The 18,510-nt window shown below is 54.5% G+C and carries 18 protein-coding genes; 13 read left to right on the plus strand and 5 right to left on the minus strand.

Annotated elements, in window-relative coordinates; genetic code table 11:
• The first annotated feature begins 6 nt into the window (after positions 1 to 6).
• Complete coding sequence (locus AAFJ72_RS06615; protein ID WP_432776513.1) at positions 7 to 1,158, plus strand: GerAB/ArcD/ProY family transporter; 1,152 nt, start codon at positions 7 to 9, stop codon at positions 1,156 to 1,158.
• 41 nt (positions 1,159 to 1,199) lie between these two features.
• Here the strand turns inward: AAFJ72_RS06615 and sspI are convergent, their stop codons facing one another.
• On the minus strand, positions 1,200 to 1,436 hold the full coding sequence (gene sspI / locus AAFJ72_RS06620) for a small acid-soluble spore protein SspI (protein ID WP_122904936.1): 237 nt from the start codon (positions 1,434 to 1,436) through the stop codon (positions 1,200 to 1,202).
• Positions 1,437 to 1,617: 181 nt separating this feature from the next.
• Between sspI and AAFJ72_RS06625 the strand changes: the two genes are divergently transcribed.
• Both AAFJ72_RS06625 and rlmB read left to right on the plus strand, forming a co-directional pair.
• Positions 1,618 to 2,271: a potassium channel family protein gene (locus AAFJ72_RS06625; RefSeq protein ID WP_122904937.1), complete on the plus strand. Its 654-nt coding sequence runs from the start codon at positions 1,618 to 1,620 to the stop codon at positions 2,269 to 2,271.
• A gap of 2 nt (positions 2,272 to 2,273) precedes the next feature.
• Positions 2,274 to 3,089: a 23S rRNA (guanosine(2251)-2'-O)-methyltransferase RlmB gene (gene rlmB, locus AAFJ72_RS06630; RefSeq protein WP_432776514.1), complete on the plus strand. Its 816-nt coding sequence runs from the start codon at positions 2,274 to 2,276 to the stop codon at positions 3,087 to 3,089.
• 144 nt (positions 3,090 to 3,233) lie between these two features.
• Here rlmB and AAFJ72_RS06635 read toward each other — a convergent pair whose 3' ends face one another.
• The gene (locus AAFJ72_RS06635; RefSeq protein ID WP_432776515.1) at positions 3,234 to 3,953 is read right to left on the minus strand and encodes a DUF2225 domain-containing protein; all 720 of its coding nucleotides are present in this window, start codon (positions 3,951 to 3,953) and stop codon (positions 3,234 to 3,236) included.
• A gap of 451 nt (positions 3,954 to 4,404) precedes the next feature.
• Between AAFJ72_RS06635 and pheS the strand changes: the two genes are divergently transcribed.
• From pheS to zapA, 3 genes are all read left to right on the plus strand, one after another.
• A complete protein-coding gene (pheS, locus tag AAFJ72_RS06640; RefSeq protein ID WP_122904940.1) occupies positions 4,405 to 5,439 on the plus strand; it encodes a phenylalanine--tRNA ligase subunit alpha in 1,035 nt (344 codons plus the stop codon).
• A 15-nt stretch (positions 5,440 to 5,454) separates the two neighbouring features.
• Positions 5,455 to 7,878, plus strand: a complete 2,424-nt coding sequence (gene pheT / locus AAFJ72_RS06645; protein ID WP_432776516.1) for a phenylalanine--tRNA ligase subunit beta — start codon at positions 5,455 to 5,457, stop codon at positions 7,876 to 7,878.
• An 81-nt stretch (positions 7,879 to 7,959) separates the two neighbouring features.
• A complete protein-coding gene (gene zapA, locus AAFJ72_RS06650; protein WP_122904942.1) occupies positions 7,960 to 8,235 on the plus strand; it encodes a cell division protein ZapA in 276 nt (91 codons plus the stop codon).
• 56 nt (positions 8,236 to 8,291) lie between these two features.
• Here the strand turns inward: zapA and AAFJ72_RS06655 are convergent, their stop codons facing one another.
• A complete protein-coding gene (locus AAFJ72_RS06655) occupies positions 8,292 to 8,666 on the minus strand; it encodes a phage holin family protein (protein ID WP_122904943.1) in 375 nt (124 codons plus the stop codon).
• A 197-nt stretch (positions 8,667 to 8,863) separates the two neighbouring features.
• On the opposite strand from AAFJ72_RS06655, the gene AAFJ72_RS06660 reads away from it, so the two are divergent.
• The 6 genes from AAFJ72_RS06660 to AAFJ72_RS06685 all read left to right on the plus strand — a co-directional run bounded on the left by AAFJ72_RS06660 (position 8,864) and on the right by AAFJ72_RS06685 (position 14,715).
• Positions 8,864 to 11,221, plus strand: a complete 2,358-nt coding sequence (locus tag AAFJ72_RS06660; protein WP_432776517.1) for an endonuclease MutS2 — start codon at positions 8,864 to 8,866, stop codon at positions 11,219 to 11,221.
• Positions 11,222 to 11,241: 20 nt separating this feature from the next.
• Positions 11,242 to 11,652 carry a DUF350 domain-containing protein gene (locus AAFJ72_RS06665; protein ID WP_432776518.1) on the plus strand — a complete coding sequence of 137 codons (411 nt, stop codon included), beginning with the start codon at positions 11,242 to 11,244 and terminating at the stop codon, positions 11,650 to 11,652.
• A 39-nt stretch (positions 11,653 to 11,691) separates the two neighbouring features.
• The gene (locus tag AAFJ72_RS06670; RefSeq protein WP_432776519.1) at positions 11,692 to 12,009 is read left to right on the plus strand and encodes a 2Fe-2S iron-sulfur cluster binding domain-containing protein; all 318 of its coding nucleotides are present in this window, start codon (positions 11,692 to 11,694) and stop codon (positions 12,007 to 12,009) included.
• A 284-nt stretch (positions 12,010 to 12,293) separates the two neighbouring features.
• Entirely contained in the window at positions 12,294 to 13,592 is a 1,299-nt protein-coding gene (locus AAFJ72_RS06675) for a nucleotide sugar dehydrogenase (protein ID WP_432776520.1), read from the plus strand.
• Between the two features lie 148 nt (positions 13,593 to 13,740).
• Positions 13,741 to 13,941, plus strand: coding sequence for a cold-shock protein (locus AAFJ72_RS06680; protein ID WP_122904949.1), 201 nt, complete (start codon positions 13,741 to 13,743; stop codon positions 13,939 to 13,941).
• 159 nt (positions 13,942 to 14,100) lie between these two features.
• A complete protein-coding gene (locus tag AAFJ72_RS06685; RefSeq protein ID WP_432776521.1) occupies positions 14,101 to 14,715 on the plus strand; it encodes a hypothetical protein in 615 nt (204 codons plus the stop codon).
• A 63-nt stretch (positions 14,716 to 14,778) separates the two neighbouring features.
• Here AAFJ72_RS06685 and AAFJ72_RS06690 read toward each other — a convergent pair whose 3' ends face one another.
• On the minus strand, positions 14,779 to 15,606 hold the full coding sequence (locus AAFJ72_RS06690; protein ID WP_432776522.1) for a M55 family metallopeptidase: 828 nt from the start codon (positions 15,604 to 15,606) through the stop codon (positions 14,779 to 14,781).
• Positions 15,607 to 15,777: 171 nt separating this feature from the next.
• Complete coding sequence (locus AAFJ72_RS06695) at positions 15,778 to 16,911, minus strand: glycosyltransferase (protein WP_432776523.1); 1,134 nt, start codon at positions 16,909 to 16,911, stop codon at positions 15,778 to 15,780.
• Positions 16,912 to 17,143: 232 nt separating this feature from the next.
• On the opposite strand from AAFJ72_RS06695, the gene AAFJ72_RS06700 reads away from it, so the two are divergent.
• Complete coding sequence (locus AAFJ72_RS06700; protein ID WP_432776524.1) at positions 17,144 to 18,505, plus strand: glycosyltransferase family 4 protein; 1,362 nt, start codon at positions 17,144 to 17,146, stop codon at positions 18,503 to 18,505.
• Positions 18,506 to 18,510: the final 5 nt, after the last annotated feature.

Consider the following 18,510-nt stretch of genomic DNA (forward strand, 5'->3'; position numbering starts at 1 on the left):
ATGGAGATGGGAGATCAAAGGGGCAGCATCAGTACATGGCAACTAATCGCGATTCTCATTAGCTCGATAATCGGAGGGGCGATCCTGACCTTGCCGCGTACGGCCAGCGCTGAGCTGCAGGAAGTAGGCTGGCTTGGGCCAATCGCAAGCGGAGTGATTGCGTTTTTTCCTCTTATGGCGATGGTCTACCTGAGCAAGCAGTATCCAGGGCTAACCTTTGTGGAATACGGTCCGCTCGTCTTTGGCGGGCGTCGTTATCCGCGATTGGGGAATATTCTCAACATCCCCTGGATGCTCATGTTCCTCCTGTTTCAATTTTTGAATACGGCGATGGTTGCCCGCGGGTTTGGTGAGATCATTGTGACTTCCATCCTGCTGGATACGCCCCTTGAAGCGATTTTATTGACTTTGTTCTTGATGGTTTTGTATTTGTGCATGCACGAGTTAGAGGTGCTGGTCAGGGTCAACGAGCTGTTGTTTCCGATCATGTTCGTGCCCATCATCATTATTCCGTATGTAACGATCAACAGTGCGAACTGGGAAAATCTGCTGCCTTTGCACATTGATTCATGGCAGAGCCTGGCCAGCACCGCGTTCGGAACATTTATGCTGTATACGGGATTTGAGCTGATGATGATCTACTTCGGCCTGGCGATGCCGGGAGCGCGGATTTCGCTTGTGGCCTGGAGCGGGCTTTCTTTCGCCGCCGTGTCGTATGTGCTGACCACGATTGCGGGCATTGTGGTGTTTGGCTACGAGGAGCTGCAGCATCTGATCTGGCCGACGTTGGAGATGGTCAAGACAGCACGTCGAACCGGCTGGATTCTGGAACGGCTGGAGGCCGCCTTTCTTACCATCTGGATGGCCTCGATTTTTACGACGTTTGGGAACATGTACTACTCCATGATTTACGCCATACGACTGTGGCTGAAAAAAGGCATCCGGTTTCAGCGCATCCTCGCCCTAATCTTCTTCATCCCGATGTTTTACGTCTCGCTGTGGCCGCAAAACATCGTCGAATTTTTTGCTTTCAACGAAAAGCTGACGTATTTCTGCTACTTGCCCACCGTATTTTTTCCGATTTTACTGGCTGTGATCCAGGGAATTCGTTCGCGCTTCTCGCAGCAGGCGACAGAAAACAAAAAGGGAGGGACGTAGCGACGTCGCTCCCTTTTGCTCGTGTTCGGTTGGGACTTCCATTAAATCGGTTTTTCTGCTTGTGCGGGCAGATGGGACGCAATCGTCTTGACCATCTCCTGGCGGGAGGAAGCATCGCTGTTCTGCCACAGCACTTCAAACAGGACACCGAGACCAGGCAAGGTTTTTTCCTGGCCGCTTGCGATTGCATCACTGATCGTCTCTTCTACTGCTCCGGAATCCGAGCCTTGCATTTTGTACATGATCGCTTGCCGCAAATTGAGCGAGGCAATGTTCATACGTAAGCCAGCACCTCTCTTGTGAGAATGAATTCATGGGTTAGTATTTGTCTTCGCAGGATTGCTCATACCTCTTTGTCGCAAGTGGACACGGGCATCTTTTGGTTTCACCTGTGCAAAGCTGCGCTGTCTAATGCTATAATGCAAGTTATTGGATACAGGATCGAAGGAGAAGATCACCATGTCAAAACAGTTTGCCATCATCGGGATGGGCCGCTTTGGTTCCAGTGTGGCCCGGACGTTGTACGAGATGGATTACGAAGTGATGGGCATCGACGAAAGCGAAGAGCGCATCAATGAAAACATTCAGCATGTCACTCACGCAGTCGTGGCTGATTCAACAGATGAACGGGCTTTGAAGGAAATCGGCATTCGCAACTTCGACGTGGTTGTCGTGGCGATCGGGGTAGACATACAGGCGAGCATTCTCACGGTCTTGACGCTGAAGGAGCTCGGCGTGAAAAAAATTGTCGCCAAGGCGCAAAATGAGCGGCACGGACAGGTTTTGTACAAAGTAGGGGCAGACCGCGTCGTTTTCCCGGAGCGGGACATGGGCGTGCGGGTGGCGCACAATCTCATTTCGGCAAACGTCCTCGACTTTATCGAGCTGGCGGAGGACTACAGCGTGGCAGAGGTTGTCGTATCGTCCAGGATGGTCGGGCAAAACTTGAGACAGCTCGACATCCGCAGAAAATACGGGGTCAACGTCATCGCGATCAAAAGCGGAGACAAATTCAACATCGCTCCGAACCCTGATGAAGTGATCCAGTACGGAGACGTTCTTGTCGTGATCGGAAACAACAAAGACTTAAAAGCATTTGAGGAGCGGGCATAACAATGGCACATGAAATCATTACCTCTGTTCAAAATCCGCTGGTGAAAAGACTGCACCAGCTACTCGATAAAAAAGGCCGGGAGGAGCAGGGACGCTACCTCGTTGAAGGCGCACATCTGGTGGAGGAGGCACTCAAAAGCGGGGCGGAAGTGACGACGATCCTCTACGACCAGGAGCGAAGCCTCGATCCCGCCTGCCAGCGGGCATTGGCCAACCATTCCCAGGCTGCCCAAGTGATCGCGGCGTCCGCTGCTGTTTTGGCGAAGCTCTCGGAAACCAAATCGCCGCAAGGGATTGTCGCGGAAGTGAAAAAGACGACAAGCGATTGGGACGAATGGGTAGACAAGCTGGCCGAAAAAGAAAATGCCCTGCTCCTGTTCCTCGATGAGATTCAGGACCCGGGCAATCTGGGCACCATTTTGCGCACGGCGGAGGCCGCAGGTGTGGATGGAGTGGTGCTGGGCAAGGGCAGCGTCGACATCTACAACGGAAAAGTCGTGCGGGCTACGATGGGCGCCATGTTCCGCCTGCCTGTCTTTGCGCGGGAGCTGGCTGCCACGGCAGGCGAGTGGAAGCAGCAAGGCGGGCGTGTCCTCGTCTCTTCCCTGTCACAAGACAGCGTGTCCTACGATCAGGCGGACTACAGCGGCAAGATTGCGCTCGTCATCGGCAACGAGGGCCGAGGTGTGTCCAAAGGGATGCTTTCGTGCGCAGACCAGTTCGTGCACATTCCGCTGTACGGCAAAGCGGAGTCACTGAATGCCGCAGTCGCGGCGGGCATTTTCGTGTATGAAGCACAGCGCAACAGAAGACGGTGACAACAAAACAGGGATACCGGGGGAATCAGCCAGTATCCCTTGCTGTTCATACCCGTAAAACCCGGACCCGCGCGTTTGCAGACAACTGACGGCAAATAAAAAAGGCATTCCCGCAAACGGGAAATGCCGCTATGCTACGCATCATCAACCGATCTTTTGCTCGCTTTTCTTCTCCTTGAATTCCTCGCGAGTCAATTGCCACTGGTCATGCGCCATGCGGATGATACCGCTCTCAATTGTATGGTTGCGGAAAGAGAGTGCCTTGCCGAAATATTTGATGGCCAGATCGAATTTTTGCAGGCGGCGGTACAGCTCGCCGATCAGGTACAGCAGCTTGACCTCGGACATTTCTTTATCGCCGCGCCTGTAATCGGAGTGAATGTACGATTCTTCGTACTCCTCGACGGCCAGCGCGATGAAGCGCAGTTCTTGTGCGAGGTCGGCCTGGCTGCGGTACAGCCAGGCGAGCCGCAAGTACAGACCTGCTTTGACCGAGTGCGGCTGATTGGTCAGTTCGGCGGCGTAGATCGCCAGCTTGTAGCTGACAATTGCTTCGGGAACCCTGCGGATGGAGTCGAAGTTTTTTGGCTTCCACTTCGAGGAAATATGCTCCTCGACGATCTGTTTTTGCCACGGAGCGAGCTTGCTTGTGAACTGATCGGTGAAAGCAAAGCCACAAACCGGGCATACGTTAACCGTATATAAAATCGGATTCAGCGACTGTTCTTTGAACGTGGTATAGAAGTCGCTGTCGCGGTGAATCATGGTAAGAGCGCCGGATCTGATCCGTTTGGTGGAAAAGGTTGCTTGGCAGTGCCGACAGACGCATGACTTGTCATAAAGAGCTGTAATTTTGTCAATCATGCTAAAGTCCCCTTTCAGATTCGCGAAAATCGAACTAGGGCGAACGAGTGATATGGAACATTTGTAGAATTGAAAGTTCTCTCTTGTTGCGCTATAATTTTCCTACATCTCTATTATAACGCAAAGCGATGACGGAGACTAGTACGCAGGTCCTATCTGTTTTTCAGGGAGAAGGTGCCACAGACTGCAAGCATCTTTAGCATGATAGCTGCCGAATTCACTCCGAAGCCGCACTCTGAACCGCTTTTGCGCAGTAGGAGCAGCCGGGTCATTCCCGTTACCAATGAGCTGAAGTGAGTCAGAAGCCTTGCTCGTTTGTAGTGATATTTTCACATCTCTGTAGCGAAAACGAGCCGTCTGACTAACAAGGGTGGTACCGCGAGAAAAAAGTAACTCGTCCCTTTTGGGGGCGGGTTTTTCTTTTTATCAACACAAAAAGGAGCGATACAAAGTGCAAACGCGGTTGCAAGAAATGAAGGAGTCCGCACTGGGGCAAATCAGCCAGGTGACGGAAGCTGCACAACTTCAGGATTTGCGTGTCAAATATCTGGGGAAAAAGGGCGAACTGACAGAACTGCTGCGGGGAATGGGCAGCTTGTCTCCCGAAGAGCGTCCCGTCGTAGGCCAACTGGTCAACGAAGTGCGGGGAGCGCTGGAGACGGCTTTTGCCAGCAAGCAGCAGGCGATTGAAGAAGCGGCGCTGAACGCGAAGCTGTCGTCCCAGACGGTAGACGTAACCTTGCCGGGACGTCCTGTGCCTGTCGGAACGATGCATCCGCTCTCCCGCATCATCGAGGAGATCGAAGACATTTTCGTCGGCCTGGGCTTCGAGGTGGCAGAAGGGCCAGAGGTGGAGATGGACCACTTCAACTTCGAAATGCTCAACCTGCCAAAAGACCATCCCGCGCGCGACATGCAGGATACGTTTTACGTGACAGACGAAATTTTGCTGCGTACCCATACGTCTCCGGTGCAGGCGCGGACGATGCTGAAAAAAGAAGGCAAGACGCCTGTGAAGATCATCTGTCCGGGAAAAGTGTATCGCCGGGATGACGACGACGCGACCCACTCGCACCAGTTCACGCAGATCGAGGGTCTCGTGATCGACAAAGGCATCGGCATGAGCGACCTGAAAGGCATCTTGCTGACTTTTGCCCGCCAAATGTTCGGCGCGAACCAGCAAATTCGCCTGCGTCCGAGCTTCTTCCCGTTCACGGAGCCTAGCGCAGAGGTCGATCTGCAATGCTTCAACTGCGGTGGTCACGGCTGCCGTGTGTGCAAGCAAACGGGCTGGATCGAGATTTTGGGCTCCGGCATGGTGCATCCGCGCGTGCTGGAAATGGCCGGCTACAATCCGCAGGAAGTCAGCGGCTTCGCTTTCGGGATGGGGGTAGAGCGAATCGCCATGCTCAAATACGGGGTGGAGGACATCCGCCATTTTTATACCAACGACGTTCGTTTCCTGCGTCAGTTCAACCAAGGCTAGAGAGGAGAGGCAAAGATGAAGGTATCGTATCAATGGTTATCCGAATACGTCGATCTGAGTGGAACGACACCGCAGGAGCTGGCTGAAAAGCTGACTCGCAGCGGGATCGAGGTAGACGCAGTAGAATCGCGCAACGCAGGTGTTTCCGGCGTGGTGATCGGCTATGTAAAAGAGCGCAGCAAGCACCCGGACGCTGACCGTCTGAGCGTGTGCGTGGTCGATGCAGGACAAGGCGAAGACCTGCAAATCGTCTGCGGTGCGCCAAACGTAGACAAAGGGCAAAAGGTGCCAGTTGCGCTGATCGGTGCCAAACTGCCTGGAGGTCTTACCATCAAGCGCTCGAAGCTGCGCGGGGTGGAATCCCAGGGCATGATCTGCTCGGCAAAAGAGCTGGGTCTAAACGACAAGCTGCTGGCAAAAGACCAGCAGGAAGGCATCATGGTATTGCCGGAGGACGCGGAAATCGGGATGGATGCGGTCTCCTACCTTGGTCTGGACGACTACGTGCTGGAGCTTGGCCTGACGCCAAACCGCTCTGACTGCCTGAGCATGCTCGGCGTTGCCTACGAGGTGGCCGCCATTTTGGGCAAAGAAGTGGTGCTGCCAGAGATCGAGCTGACCGAAAACGGCGAGGAAAACCCGCTGCAAGTCACGATTGCAGCCGAAAACGAATGCTACCAGTACCACGGACGCCATTTTACCAATGCGAAAATCGCGTCTTCCCCGCAATGGATGAAAAATCGCCTGATGGCAGCGGGCATTCGTCCGATCAACAACGTGGTGGACGTAACCAACTACGTTTTGCTGGAGTACGGGCAGCCGCTGCACGCTTTTGATGCCGAACAGGTTCAGGAGCGCAAAATTGTCGTCCGCCTGGCAAACGCAGGGGAAAAGCTCGTGACCTTGGACGACCAGGAGCGCGAACTGGATGAGCAGACGCTTCTGATCGCCGACCCGGCAAAAGGCTTGGCAATTGCCGGCGTGATGGGTGGAGCCAACTCCGAGATTACGAACGAGACGAAAGAAATTATTCTGGAAGCAGCCTGGTTCACGCCAAAAACCGTACGCCGCACGGCACGCACACTCGGCATGCGCACAGAAGGCTGTGTCCGCTGGGAAAAAGGTGTCGATCAGGCGCGCGTGCAGGAAGCGGGAGAGCGCGCTGCGGCCTTGATTCAGCAACTGTCCGGGGCGACCGTGTCCAAAGGCATCCGCTCTGCAGTCGTAAGCGAAGCGAAGCCGGCCGTCGTAACAGTGACATTGGCCAAAATCAACCAGCATCTGGGAACAAACCTGACTGCGGCAGACGTTTCCCCGATTTTTACCCGTTTGCAATTCCCGTTCACACAGGAAGGCGACAGCTGGACCGTTACCGTGCCGACCAGACGCGGCGACATTACGCTGCCGGAGGATTTGGTGGAGGAAGTAGCGCGTCTGTACGGCTACGATAACATCCCGACCAGCCTGCCGTCAGGCACGACTACGCAAGGTCAGCTGACGCGCGAGCAAAAGCTGCGCCGTACGATTCGCCACCACCTGATCGGCACAGGCTTGCACGAAGCGATTTCCTACGCGCTGGTGCATCCGGATCGCGTAGAGGCAGTAGCAGGTTTGCACCAGGAAAAAGTAAACCCGGTGTCCCTCATGATGCCGATGAGCGAGGAGCACAGGACACTGCGCACCAGCCTCATCCCAAGTCTGTTGGAAACGGTCGCGTACAACAAAAACCGGCAAAACCACGACGTCGCCATTTTTGAGCTGGGCCGCGTGTTTTTGACTCGCGAGGAGTCGCTGACACAGCTTCCGGAAGAGCGTCTGTACGTGGCAGGTGCGCTGACAGGACAGCTTTTGCCGCAAAACTGGATGGGCGCAAAACAGCCTGTAGACTTTTATCAGGTAAAAGGGATTGCCGATTCGCTCCTGGACCGTCTTGGCATCCATACAGCCCAGTACAAAGCGAAAGCGGACATTGCCGGCATGCACCCTGGCCGTACAGCGGAAGTATGGGTAGGCGACAAACGGTTGGGTTATCTGGGGCAAGTACACCCCGTTACCGAAAAAGCGTACGATCTGTCTGAAACGTACGTGTTCCAGTTCGATGTGGCGTTGCTGATCGAAGCGGCTGCCGAGGTTGGATACTACAACCCGTTGCCGAAGTTCCCGGCGGTAACGCGCGATCTGGCGCTGGTCGTTGATCGCAGCGTGCCTGCGGGTGCGCTGGAAGCGACGATTCGCGAAGCGGCAGGCGAGCTTTTGGAATCGTTGACCCTGTTCGATGTGTACACAGGCGATCGGATCGCACAGGACAAGAAGAGCATGGCGTTTGCTCTCGTGTTCCGCCATGCGGAGCGTACCTTGCAGGATGAAGAAATTCAGCAGGTGACAACGGCTGTTGTCGAAGCGCTGAAAAACAAGACGGGTGCCGAACTGCGAATGTAAGACGGCTTGACGAACTCTGACATTTTCAGTAACCTAAAAAGGATACAGTAGAGCAAAGGTCGCAGTAGGGAGGAACCCCTCGTGCAAGGTGATGGGAAAAATCGTTTGACGGTGGAGATCTTCGGCCAACAATACCGGCTCAGTGGGAAGGCAAGTGTCAATCACATACGCATGGTGGCCGGTTTCGTTGATGACAAGATGAACGAAATCGCGAACGGCAACCATCGACTGGACACCGCTAAAATTGCTGTACTCTCCGCAGTAAACATCGCGGATGAATACTTCCGCTTGCGGCAGGAGTACGAAGAACTGCTGAAGATCCTTCAGGAAGACGCAAATGAAAAGCCGATAGATTAAAGAAGAAAAGAGCCAGCCCGCGTGTGACGGGTTGGCTCTTTTCGCTTGAACCAAGCTTAGGTTTCCTGCTTGTTTCCGGCATCTCCATTGCGCATGTCCATATGGGTCTTGATCGGAATGAACAGGTCGATAATCCCGATGACCAAAGACGCGAGAAGCGCTCCGATGACCGTGACTTCGAAGCCGGAGACGATAAACTGTGTCAGGTAGATCACGACAGCGCTGACGAGGAAACCGATGATTCCACGATTGTATGGGGAAATACGATCTCCGAACATGGCTTCCACGACCCAGCCCAAAAGGGCGATTACGACAGCGGCAAGAAAGGCAGTCCAGAAGCTGTTTACCGAAAAACCGGGTACCAGAAAGCCGACGAACATCAGGACGACGGCAGCGACGACGAAACGGACGAGATGACGCATGATCGTCATGGAAACTCCTCCTTTTGAATTGGTTCATTTTCATTCTGGCTATTTCTGCGCTGAACTATGCCAAAGCAGGTGCGTGTAAAATTATCCTTGAAACGGCTGACATGATATAATGAGAAAATCGCAGTGATTGAAGTTATGACCGTTGTACTTATCCGCTTAAGTCCGACGGTCGCCGATGAGCAAATAAGGAGGATACAGTGGAACAACGGGTATTAAAAACTTTGGAATACGATAAAATTATCGCCCTGTTAGTCGACAAGGCATCTTGCACATATGGAAAAGAAAAAGCAGCGGAACTGACCCCCTTCGTACGGCTGGACGAAGTGAAAATCGCCCAGCAGGGCACCGAAGAGGCGGCCACTGTCCTTCGTCTGAAAGGCAGCGCTCCGCTCGGCGGCATTCGCGACATCCGCAGTTCTGTGCAGCGAGCCAGGCTGAATGCGATGCTATCGCCGATGGAGCTGTTGGACATCGCCAGCACCGTCATGGCGGGACGCCGTTTGAAAACGTTTTTGCTGGACATGTGCGAGGACCACGAAATGCCGCTCTTAAAGCAGCAAGCCGAGCGCATCGAAGGCTTGCGCGAGCTGGAAATGGAAATTCGCCGCTGTATTGACGAAAGCGGAGAGGTCATGGACAGCGCCAGCATGGAGCTGCGCCAGGTACGCCAGGAAATCAGGCAGGTGGAGTCGCGCATCCGGGAAAAGCTGGAACAGATGACGCGCTCCTCCTCTTACCAAAAAATGCTGATGGAAAGCATCGTCACCATTCGCGGCGATCGCTTTGTCATTCCCGTGAAGCAGGAATACCGCCATGTGTTCGGCGGAATCGTCCACGACCAGTCCGCTTCCGGTGCTACGCTGTTCATCGAGCCGGAAGTGATCGTGTCGATGAACAACAAGCTGCGTGAACTGCGGCTGCGGGAAGAACGCGAGGTAGAGCGGATTTTGTACCTGCTCACTGAGCAAGTCGCTTTTGCCGTGGAAGCGCTCGTCGAAAATGTCGATGCGCTGACCGAGCTTGACTTCATGTTCGCCAAGGCCCAGCTTGCCTGGAGCATGAAAGCCGTCTGTCCCAAGCTGAACGACCGCGGCTATTTGAATTTGAAAAAAGCACGCCACCCGCTGATCCCGCGAGAGGTCGTCGTTCCTGTCGACGTCGAACTGGGCGGCGATTACCAGGCCATCGTCGTGACAGGGCCGAACACAGGCGGGAAGACGGTCTCGCTGAAAACGATCGGGCTGTTGTCACTGATGGCAATGGCAGGACTGCACATCCCGGCAGAAGAGGAAAGCGAGATGACCGTGTTCTCTTCTGTATTTGCCGACATTGGCGATGAACAGTCCATCGAGCAAAGCCTGTCCACCTTTTCCAGCCATATGAAAAACATCATTTCGATCCTGGAAAAAATGGACGAAAAAAGCCTCGTGCTGTTCGACGAGCTGGGAGCGGGTACAGACCCGACAGAAGGAGCGGCACTCGCCATGTCGATCATCGACCACGTGATAGACTCCGGAGCGAGACTGGTTGCGACTACGCACTACAGCGAGCTGAAGGCGTATGCGTACGACAGGCCGGAGGTCATCAATGCCAGCGTGGAATTTGACGTGCAGACCTTGCGCCCGACATACCGTCTGCTCGTCGGCGTGCCGGGACGCTCCAACGCCTTTGCCATCGCCAGACGGCTTGGACTGCCGGAGGCAATCATCGAGGTGGCGCGCGGCTCCATCAGTGAGGAAGACAACCAGGTGGAGAGCATGATCGCTTCCCTGGAGCGCAACCGCAAATCCGCCGAGGCGGACAGACAGGCAGCCGCGGCGGCGAGAAAAGAAGCAGAGGAATTGCGCCGTCAGCTGGAGGAAGAACGCGCCCGGTTTGCCGAAGAGAAAAACAAGCTGATGGAACGGGCGGAAGACGAAGCGCGGATCGCCGTTCAGTTGGCAAAAGAAGAGGCGGAAGCGATCATTCGCGAGCTGCGCGAGATGAGAGACGAAGGCGTAGAGATCAAGGAGCATCGGCTGATCGATGCGAAAAAACGGCTGGGCAATGCCGTGCTGGAGCTGGAAAAGGAAAAAGTGAAAAAGCCGGCCAAGGCCGTTCGTGCCACCCAGATCAAGGTAGGCGATGAAGTCATGGTCACCACCTTCGGCCAAAAAGGCACGGTGCTGGAAAAGGTGAACAACGACGAGTTCCTCGTTCAGATCGGGATTATGAAAATGAAGGTCAGACGCGAAGACATGAACGTGCAAAACTCGATTACACAAAAGCCGCAAGCCGCACCATACACCTCTGTCAAACGCAGGACGGCCAGCATCAAAATGGACCTCGACTTGCGCGGATACAACGTGGAGGATGCCATTCGGGAAATGGACCAGTTTCTCGACGATGCGCTTCTGGCAGGACTGCACACGGTTTCCATTATTCACGGACACGGAACAGGCGTTTTGCGCAAAGGTGTGCATGAATATTTGAGAAGCCACCGCAACGTCAAATCCTTCCGCCTGGGCGGACAGGGTGAAGGCGGCGTTGGCGCGACCATTGCCGAACTGAAATAGAGATGTCGGGAGGAGATTCCATGGAGAGCCTTCTGCATAATCCATATTTTGCAACGGCCGCTTACGTTACCGTCACCGGACTTGCGATGATTTTGTTTTTGGCGATTTTCGAACTGGTGACGCGCTATCGGGTCTGGGCAGAGCTGAAACGCGGAAACATGGCCGTCGCGATGGCAACAGGCGGGAAAATTTTTGGCATCGCCAATGTTTTCCGCTATTCGATTCAGGCGAATCTTTCTTTAGGGCAGGCTTTGATCTGGGGTTCATTCGGTTTTTGCTTGCTTCTGATCGCTTACTTTATTTTTGAATTCATGACCCCCTCGTTCAAGGTCGATGAGGAAATAGCCAATGACAACAGGGCGATCGGCTTCATTGCGATGGTCCTGTCCATCGGCTTTTCTTATATTATCGGGGCGAGTCTGTTCAAGTAAGGGGCTGTCATTTTCGAGCAGGAGCGGGGAGGGAATCGTGTGGGAAGCAATCGTCCGGAGCAATTCGCAGTAACGGTATGGGCAAACGGCAAGGAGCACAGTATCTTGCTGACGCAGGGGGAAAACTTGCTGATGGCCTTGGTGCGCTCGCAGCTGCCCATTGATTTTTTCTGCACGACGGGAAAGTGCCGAACTTGCATGGTCAGGATGAATATACCAGCAGGCTCGGCTCCTCCGCCGTCTGATACCGAGCAATACCGTCTCGGTGAGGACATGCAGCAAGGGTATCGGCTTGCCTGTCAGGTTTACGTGACCGGGCCGCTGACTGTTTTTTTGGATACTTCCGGCTCGGCATGAAAACAAACCCTTGTTGAACGATATTTCAATCGAGAGTATAATTAGGATTTGGCAGAGAGCCCAGACGGGTGCGGTCCTATGCCCTTTTGGACAGGGCCGAAGCCGACAATATGAATCATGGGGAGGAGCAGCCTTGGAAACGTTGTACAAGGTCCTCATAGGATTGTGCGTAGTTTTTATCGCTGCGGGCATTTACTATCTGTCATAAGCAATATGCTAGTTGGCCGCGTGACCGAATGGTTGCCCGGACCTTACCTTAGAGAACGTGAAAGAGGAGATACGCAATGACTCAGCCTGTGCGCGTAGCTGTAGTGGGATTAGGGTTTGTTGGCTTGCCGCTTGCTCTTACCTATGCCATGAAGGGAGCAAACGTCGTCGGCGTTGACGCCTTGCCTCACGTCGTGGATGAAATTAATGCGGCCCATTCCCACCATTTGGAGTCCTATCAGGGGAAAACCTTGCCGGAGATTCTCAAGGAACAAATTGAAGCAAAGCGTTTTCGTGCGACAACCTCCTACGAGGAAGCAGCTGCGGAAGTCGATCATTATATTGTGACGGTCGGTTTGCCGGTGCATAACGGCGACCCGGATCTCGGACCATTGAAAAGCTGTGCCCAATCGCTCGGCAGCGTGCTGAAAAAGGGTGATACGGTCATGATTCGCAGTACCGTGATTCCAGGAACTACAGAAGAAGTGCTGAAGCCGATTCTCGAAGAAGTGAGCGGCCTTGTCGCAGGCGTTGATTTTTATTTGACGTACTGCTCCGAACGGATTGCCGAAGGACGAGCTTTTGAAGAGTTCATCCACATGCCACTCGTGCTTGGCGGCATCAATGAGCAAAGCGCTGCGAAAGGAAAAGAGCTGCTTTCCTTCATCAGCGAAACAGACATTACCATCTCGGACATCCGCGTTGTCGAAACCGCCAAAGTTATCGAAAACATTCAGCGCGACGTCAATATCGCAATGGTGCAAGAGTTTGCCCGCTTCTCCGAGGCGTTCGGAATCGACACGTTCGAGCTGATTAAAGTTGCCAACACGCACAAGCGCGTGAACCTGTTGACGCCTGGTCCTGGCGTTGGCGGCTTCTGCCTGCCGAACGCCCTGTATTACCTGCAGCCAAAAGCACGCGAGTTGGGCGTGTCGTTGCCGATCTTGCAGCAGGCGCGCATGACCAACGACGCTGTGCCGGAAGTGCTGATCGGCATGCTGGAAAAAGCGTTGCAGGAAAAAGGCAAGACGCTCGCAGACAGCCGTGTAGCCGTATTGGGTCTTGCGATGAAGGACTTCTCCAACGACGACCGCGTCAGCCCTGTGCACGACATCATCAGGCTGCTGCTCGCCAAGGGCGTCGAGGTACGTTCGTATGACCCGGCAGTACCGACTGCTTACGAACACAAAAAAGACAGCCTGGAGGCAGCCGTTCGCGGTGCCGACGCCCTGATTTTGACGGCAGTGCAAAAACAGTTCGCAGACGTAAACTGGGATGAAGTAGCCGCGCAAATGGCGGACTCCGCGATTTTGTTTGATACGAAAAACCGCATCCCGCGCGACTCGGTCAGCAACGCTACTGTCGTGCGCATTTGATGAAGTCCGGCCTTTTGTTCGTCTGACAGCGCCATTTTTACCGCAACCTGTTTTTGGATGTATAACCCGTTTCGTTTCTGGCAATAGTAACCGGGTAAGGATCATCACATTTCAATGTCATGTAAGGGATACATGCTAGGAGGCAAAAATGGAACGTGGTAGAGTAAAATGGTTCAACAGCGAAAAAGGTTTCGGTTTTATCGAGCGGGATGGTGCGGATGATGTGTTCGTCCACTTTTCCGCGATTCAGGAAGAAGGGTACAAATCCCTGGAGGAAGGCCAAGAGGTCGAGTTTGAAGTGGAAAACGGCCAACGCGGCCCACAGGCGACGAACGTTCGCAAACTGTAAAAGCCAAAAACGACGGACAGGCCCATTTGATGGGTCTGTTTTTTCATTTTGCGCATTCGCCTTTTTGCGCGAGGTGGCACCATTTGTCCAACACGCTTTGTCCGTTCGCTGCATTCCTATTATAGTAGACTTTATGATGCAAAAAGGAATGAACAGCTCATGCGTCGTTCAAAAGACAAATTGACCGTGATTTATCAGAAAGGCAAAAAACGAATGGTTGTAAGAACCACTCTTCACGACAGCAGAAGAGTTGTCGTTGTGCTCAATGCCCAGTTTACGAATGCGCCCAATACAACGCAAATTGCAAGTGGGGCAGGACGAAGCAGTGCAGCAGGAAATAACGCTGCCATCGCTTCTGCCGACACGAAGCAGCAGCAAAGCGTAGGGGCAGGGGGAAAAGCAAAAAACAGCGGAATAACTGGAGGGCAACGGGAGTGGCGAGGGAAACTCAGAGAGGCAAAAAATGGACGAGAAGCCGTAGTGGTTATCAATGACCAGATTGTCAAGCTGGGCAGGCGCCATGCGGATGCATCGGCGACACAGGTAGCGGGCGGCGGCGGAACCTACAGCACAGGTGGCACCAATGCCGCGATTGAGAGCACCAATACGAAGCAGCAGCACGCAGTTGGCGGCGGGCCGGGCTCCCGGGCGTCAAACAGCGGCATGAGCAACAGGCAAAAGAAGCGGGCGAAAGCAAAAGAAAAGCTGCGGGTTGCGGCGAAACGAAAACGGCGGTTGCGGACGCGAAAAGGAAAAAAGAGAAAAAGCTCCTAAAAGAGCGAAAAAGGCACGGCGCTTGGCCATGCCTTTTTCTATTTGGAGAACCTTGTGCGCGTCCTAGAAAAACTCCGCCCCGGAAGCGAGGTTCAGCATCGCCCGCATCGTTTTGTACATGTCCTTGGGATCGGCGGTGTTGTAAGAAACGGTGTTTGTCGCCGTTTCATAGCGGGTGCCAGGGACGATTGCCGCCATTTCGGCCTGCCCGGCGTGGGAAAATTCCATCGCCACTTCAAGCGGGCTACCATTTTGAAACGGAGCGATGGCAGATACGTTGCCAAGAGCGAGCTTCGTCTGTTCCTGCAAGGTCGCGGTCGCTTCCTCGCGCGACAGGCAGATGGCGGCTGTGCGCGACACGGCTTCCTTGACAATCGCTGTGTGGATGCCAGGAATCAGCTCGCGGGCTTCCTGGGCAATAAGGTTGTCGCCGGAAACCATGATGACCGGAACGTTGTACAAGCCGGCGATTGCCGCGTTAAAGCCGAATTCTCCCACGACCCGGCCGTTGATGTACATGTTGCGGACGACACCGGACATGGTGTGGCTGAGCACGCCAGGAACTCCTTGGCGGGTATGGTAGCCGATAAACATGGCGGCATCGAAGCTCTCATCCAGCCCCTGCATCATCGAGCAATCGCGAGGCGAGCCAGCGAGCAGCCGCGCTTTCGGATGCAGCTTTTCCCACAAAATATTGTTCATCGTATTGTGACTGTCCGCGACGACGATCTCTGTCGCACCGCTGGCAAGCGCTGCTTCGATCACAGCGTTGGCGTCGTCGGTCATGAACTGTCGGCCGCGCTGGTAGTTCACACCCGAATCAGGATTGATGTAGCTGGTGTCGACGATGCCGGAGATTCCCTCCATGTCTACCGAGAGAAAAAGTTTCATGTGTCGTGTCATCCTTTCACGTGCGATTCATAATCGTTCCAGTTCTATGTAACCAGATTGTCTCTTTCGTGGCAACCGCGAATTAACAGATTCTTCAAACAGTTTATCGCGTGACAAGGGTAGCGAAAAAAGCACGAGCAGCGTCTTTCCGGACAGCCAATCGTGCTTCGCTCACTGCAACAGCTTGCGATACAGACTCAAAATTTGAGCGGTCATTTGCCGGATCGTGAAAGTGGCTTCCACTTTTTCCAGGGCGTTTTGCACCAACGTCTCCCGCAGCTGCGGGGAAGCCCAGAGCTGTTCCATGGCCTGAGCCAGTGCCGCCGGATCGTTCGGTTCGACAAGCAGCCCGGTGCGTCCATGGTAGACGAATTCCTTCACACCGCCCACGTTGCTAGCGATGACAGGCACCTTGGAAGACATGGCTTCGATCAGCGTGTAGCCCAGCCCTTCGTACAGGGAAGAGTGAACAAAGCCGTCAATGGCATGCAGGCAGGCGGGGATGTCCTGGCGAAACCCGGCAAAACGGACGCGATCTGCCAGTCCCAGCTCCTGTACTTTTGCCTCCAGCGCCTGACGTTCCGAACCGTCGCCGACCAGGACGAGATAAGGTGCGTCTTTTTTGCCCTGCACCAGCGCGTGAAAGGCATCGAGCAGGATCGGCAAGCCTTTGACCGGAACGAATCGTGCTACGGTTCCGAACAAAAAGGCGTCCTGCGGCACGTTCCACTCTGCACGAAAACGGCTGCGGTCGCTCTCGCGAAGCTGCTCCTGCTGGTAGCAGGACAAATCCATTCCGTTGTATATCACGCTGATCGCAGAAGGTTTCACGCCCTGCTCGCGCAAGACGTCGGCAATGGCGCCGCTGATGGCGACGTAGTGCCGATTCCAGTGGCGGGTGCTCCGCTCCATCAAGCTGACGATTGCGTAGGCCAGTGCGCCTGCGTAATCGTAGCGCAGCGAGCTGTGTACGGTCGTTACAAGAGGCACCTTCATGCCGAGCGCGGCCAGCCGGGAAAAAAAGTTGGCCTTGATCCCGTGCGTATGGATGATCGTTGGCCCAAAAGCGAGGAACGTGCGCCGCAAAGCTTGCAGCAGCCGAATGTCGAATCGGCCGAACTGGTTCAACGCCATCACCTTGATGCCGGCAGCCCGGAGCTTCTCGGCAAAGAGCGAATCGTAGAAGCAGACGACCGCGACATCCACTTCTTCCTCGGGAAAAGTCGTAACCAGATTGAGAATATGTTGTTCCGCACCGCCAAATTCCCCCCCGCCAATCACGTGGAGGACGCGTAGTTTGCTCATGTAAATTCACCCGGATCTTATTCAAGAAAACCTCTGTTGAGGCTTGTTCATGGAGGAGCGATTGTATTTCAAAAAGAAAAAAAGGATGCCGCAGCATGGTGAGTGCTGCAAGCCTTCCATGCGTAAACAAAGCCATTCTCACTATAGCAGATGGCCGATAGATTCGCAATAAGACAGCACTTGTGGTATCGTGTAGAATGGAAAACGTTAAAACGAGAAGGACGGTAACAAGATGAAAGCGCACAACGTGTTAATCATATGCTACATATTTCCGCCCATCGGCGGCGGCGGTGTTCCCCGACCGTTGAAAATGGCCAAATATTTGGGGGAGTTCGGTTGGAACGTCCACGTGCTGACTGTCGATCCGACCTACCACGCCACGCTCGATCCTTCGCTTCTGGCGCAGCTTCCAGGCGAGGTGAAGATTCATCGGGCAAAAGAGTGGCAACTGCTGCCGGGGAGAGGACAAGCCGCAGCTTCTGGCACAGGCTCGACAGCTCAAGCGAGCGCAGCCCCGCGTGTCTCGTGGAAGCAGCGGGTGAAAAAGCAGGTCGTGAACGTCTTGAAAAAGGTCAAGCCGTACTTGTTGATTCCGGACGACCAAATCCTGTGGTTGCCCAATGCGCTCAAGCTCGGGCGGGAAATCATGCGCCAGGAAAAGATCGACGTGATTTTTTCCACCTCGGGACCTGTTACCAACCATTTGATTGCCGAAAAGCTCGCAGACGAGTTCGGCTGCAAATGGGTGGCGGATTTCCGCGATCCGTGGACGCAAAACATGCACACCTCAGGCATTGCCTGGCGCGAACGGCTGGAAGAGCGGATGGAAGCGCGGGTGATGGCCAAAGCCGATGCGATTACGACCGTCACCGCCACGTTTGCGAAAAACTTCCGCGAAAAGCATCAGGAGCGGATCAAGCGGCTGGAGCTGATTTACAACGGCTTCGACCAGGCTGACTTTCAGCAGCTTGTGCCGAGTCATGCGGCGCCGGGAAAATTCCATGCAGTCTACGCGGGCATTTTGTATCAAAAGCGCAATCCGCGGCTGTTGCTGCGAGCAATCCGCGAGCTGATCGACGAGGGGCAGGTGGACAGGCAAGACGTGCTGCTCAGTTTCGCAGGTGTGTTTGACTATCCCGGCTATTCGGAAAACCGGGACTGCGTGGAAGCGCTGGGGCTTGCGGACATCGTTCGCGTATTGGGCAACCTGCCGCACAAGGAAGCGCTCGGCTTGATGAAAGCAGCCGATGCCCTGTTGCTCATCGGGGACGTGTCCGCTGACGCGGGGGCGTACATTCCAGGCAAGCTGTACGAATACATGGGGATCGGCAACCCGATTCTCGCCCTGAACAAAGCCGGGGAAGCGACAGAGATTATCGAAAACTTCCGGCTGGGCCAGGTGGCTGATCCGGAAAATAAGGATGCGATCAAGCAGGCGTACTTGCAGCTGTATCGCGAATGGAAAGAGAGCAGCGGGAAGGCGGGCAGCGGCGAGACGCGCGGGGCCGATTTTGCGGAGCGCGTGAAGCCATACGAGCGCCGCGAGCAGGCGAGACAGCTTGCCGAACTGATGAACGAGCTGGTAAGCCGCTAAAAAAA

This window comes from Brevibacillus gelatini (assembly GCF_050920745.1).
In the GTDB taxonomy this organism is placed as follows: domain Bacteria; phylum Bacillota; class Bacilli; order Brevibacillales; family Brevibacillaceae; genus Brevibacillus; species Brevibacillus gelatini.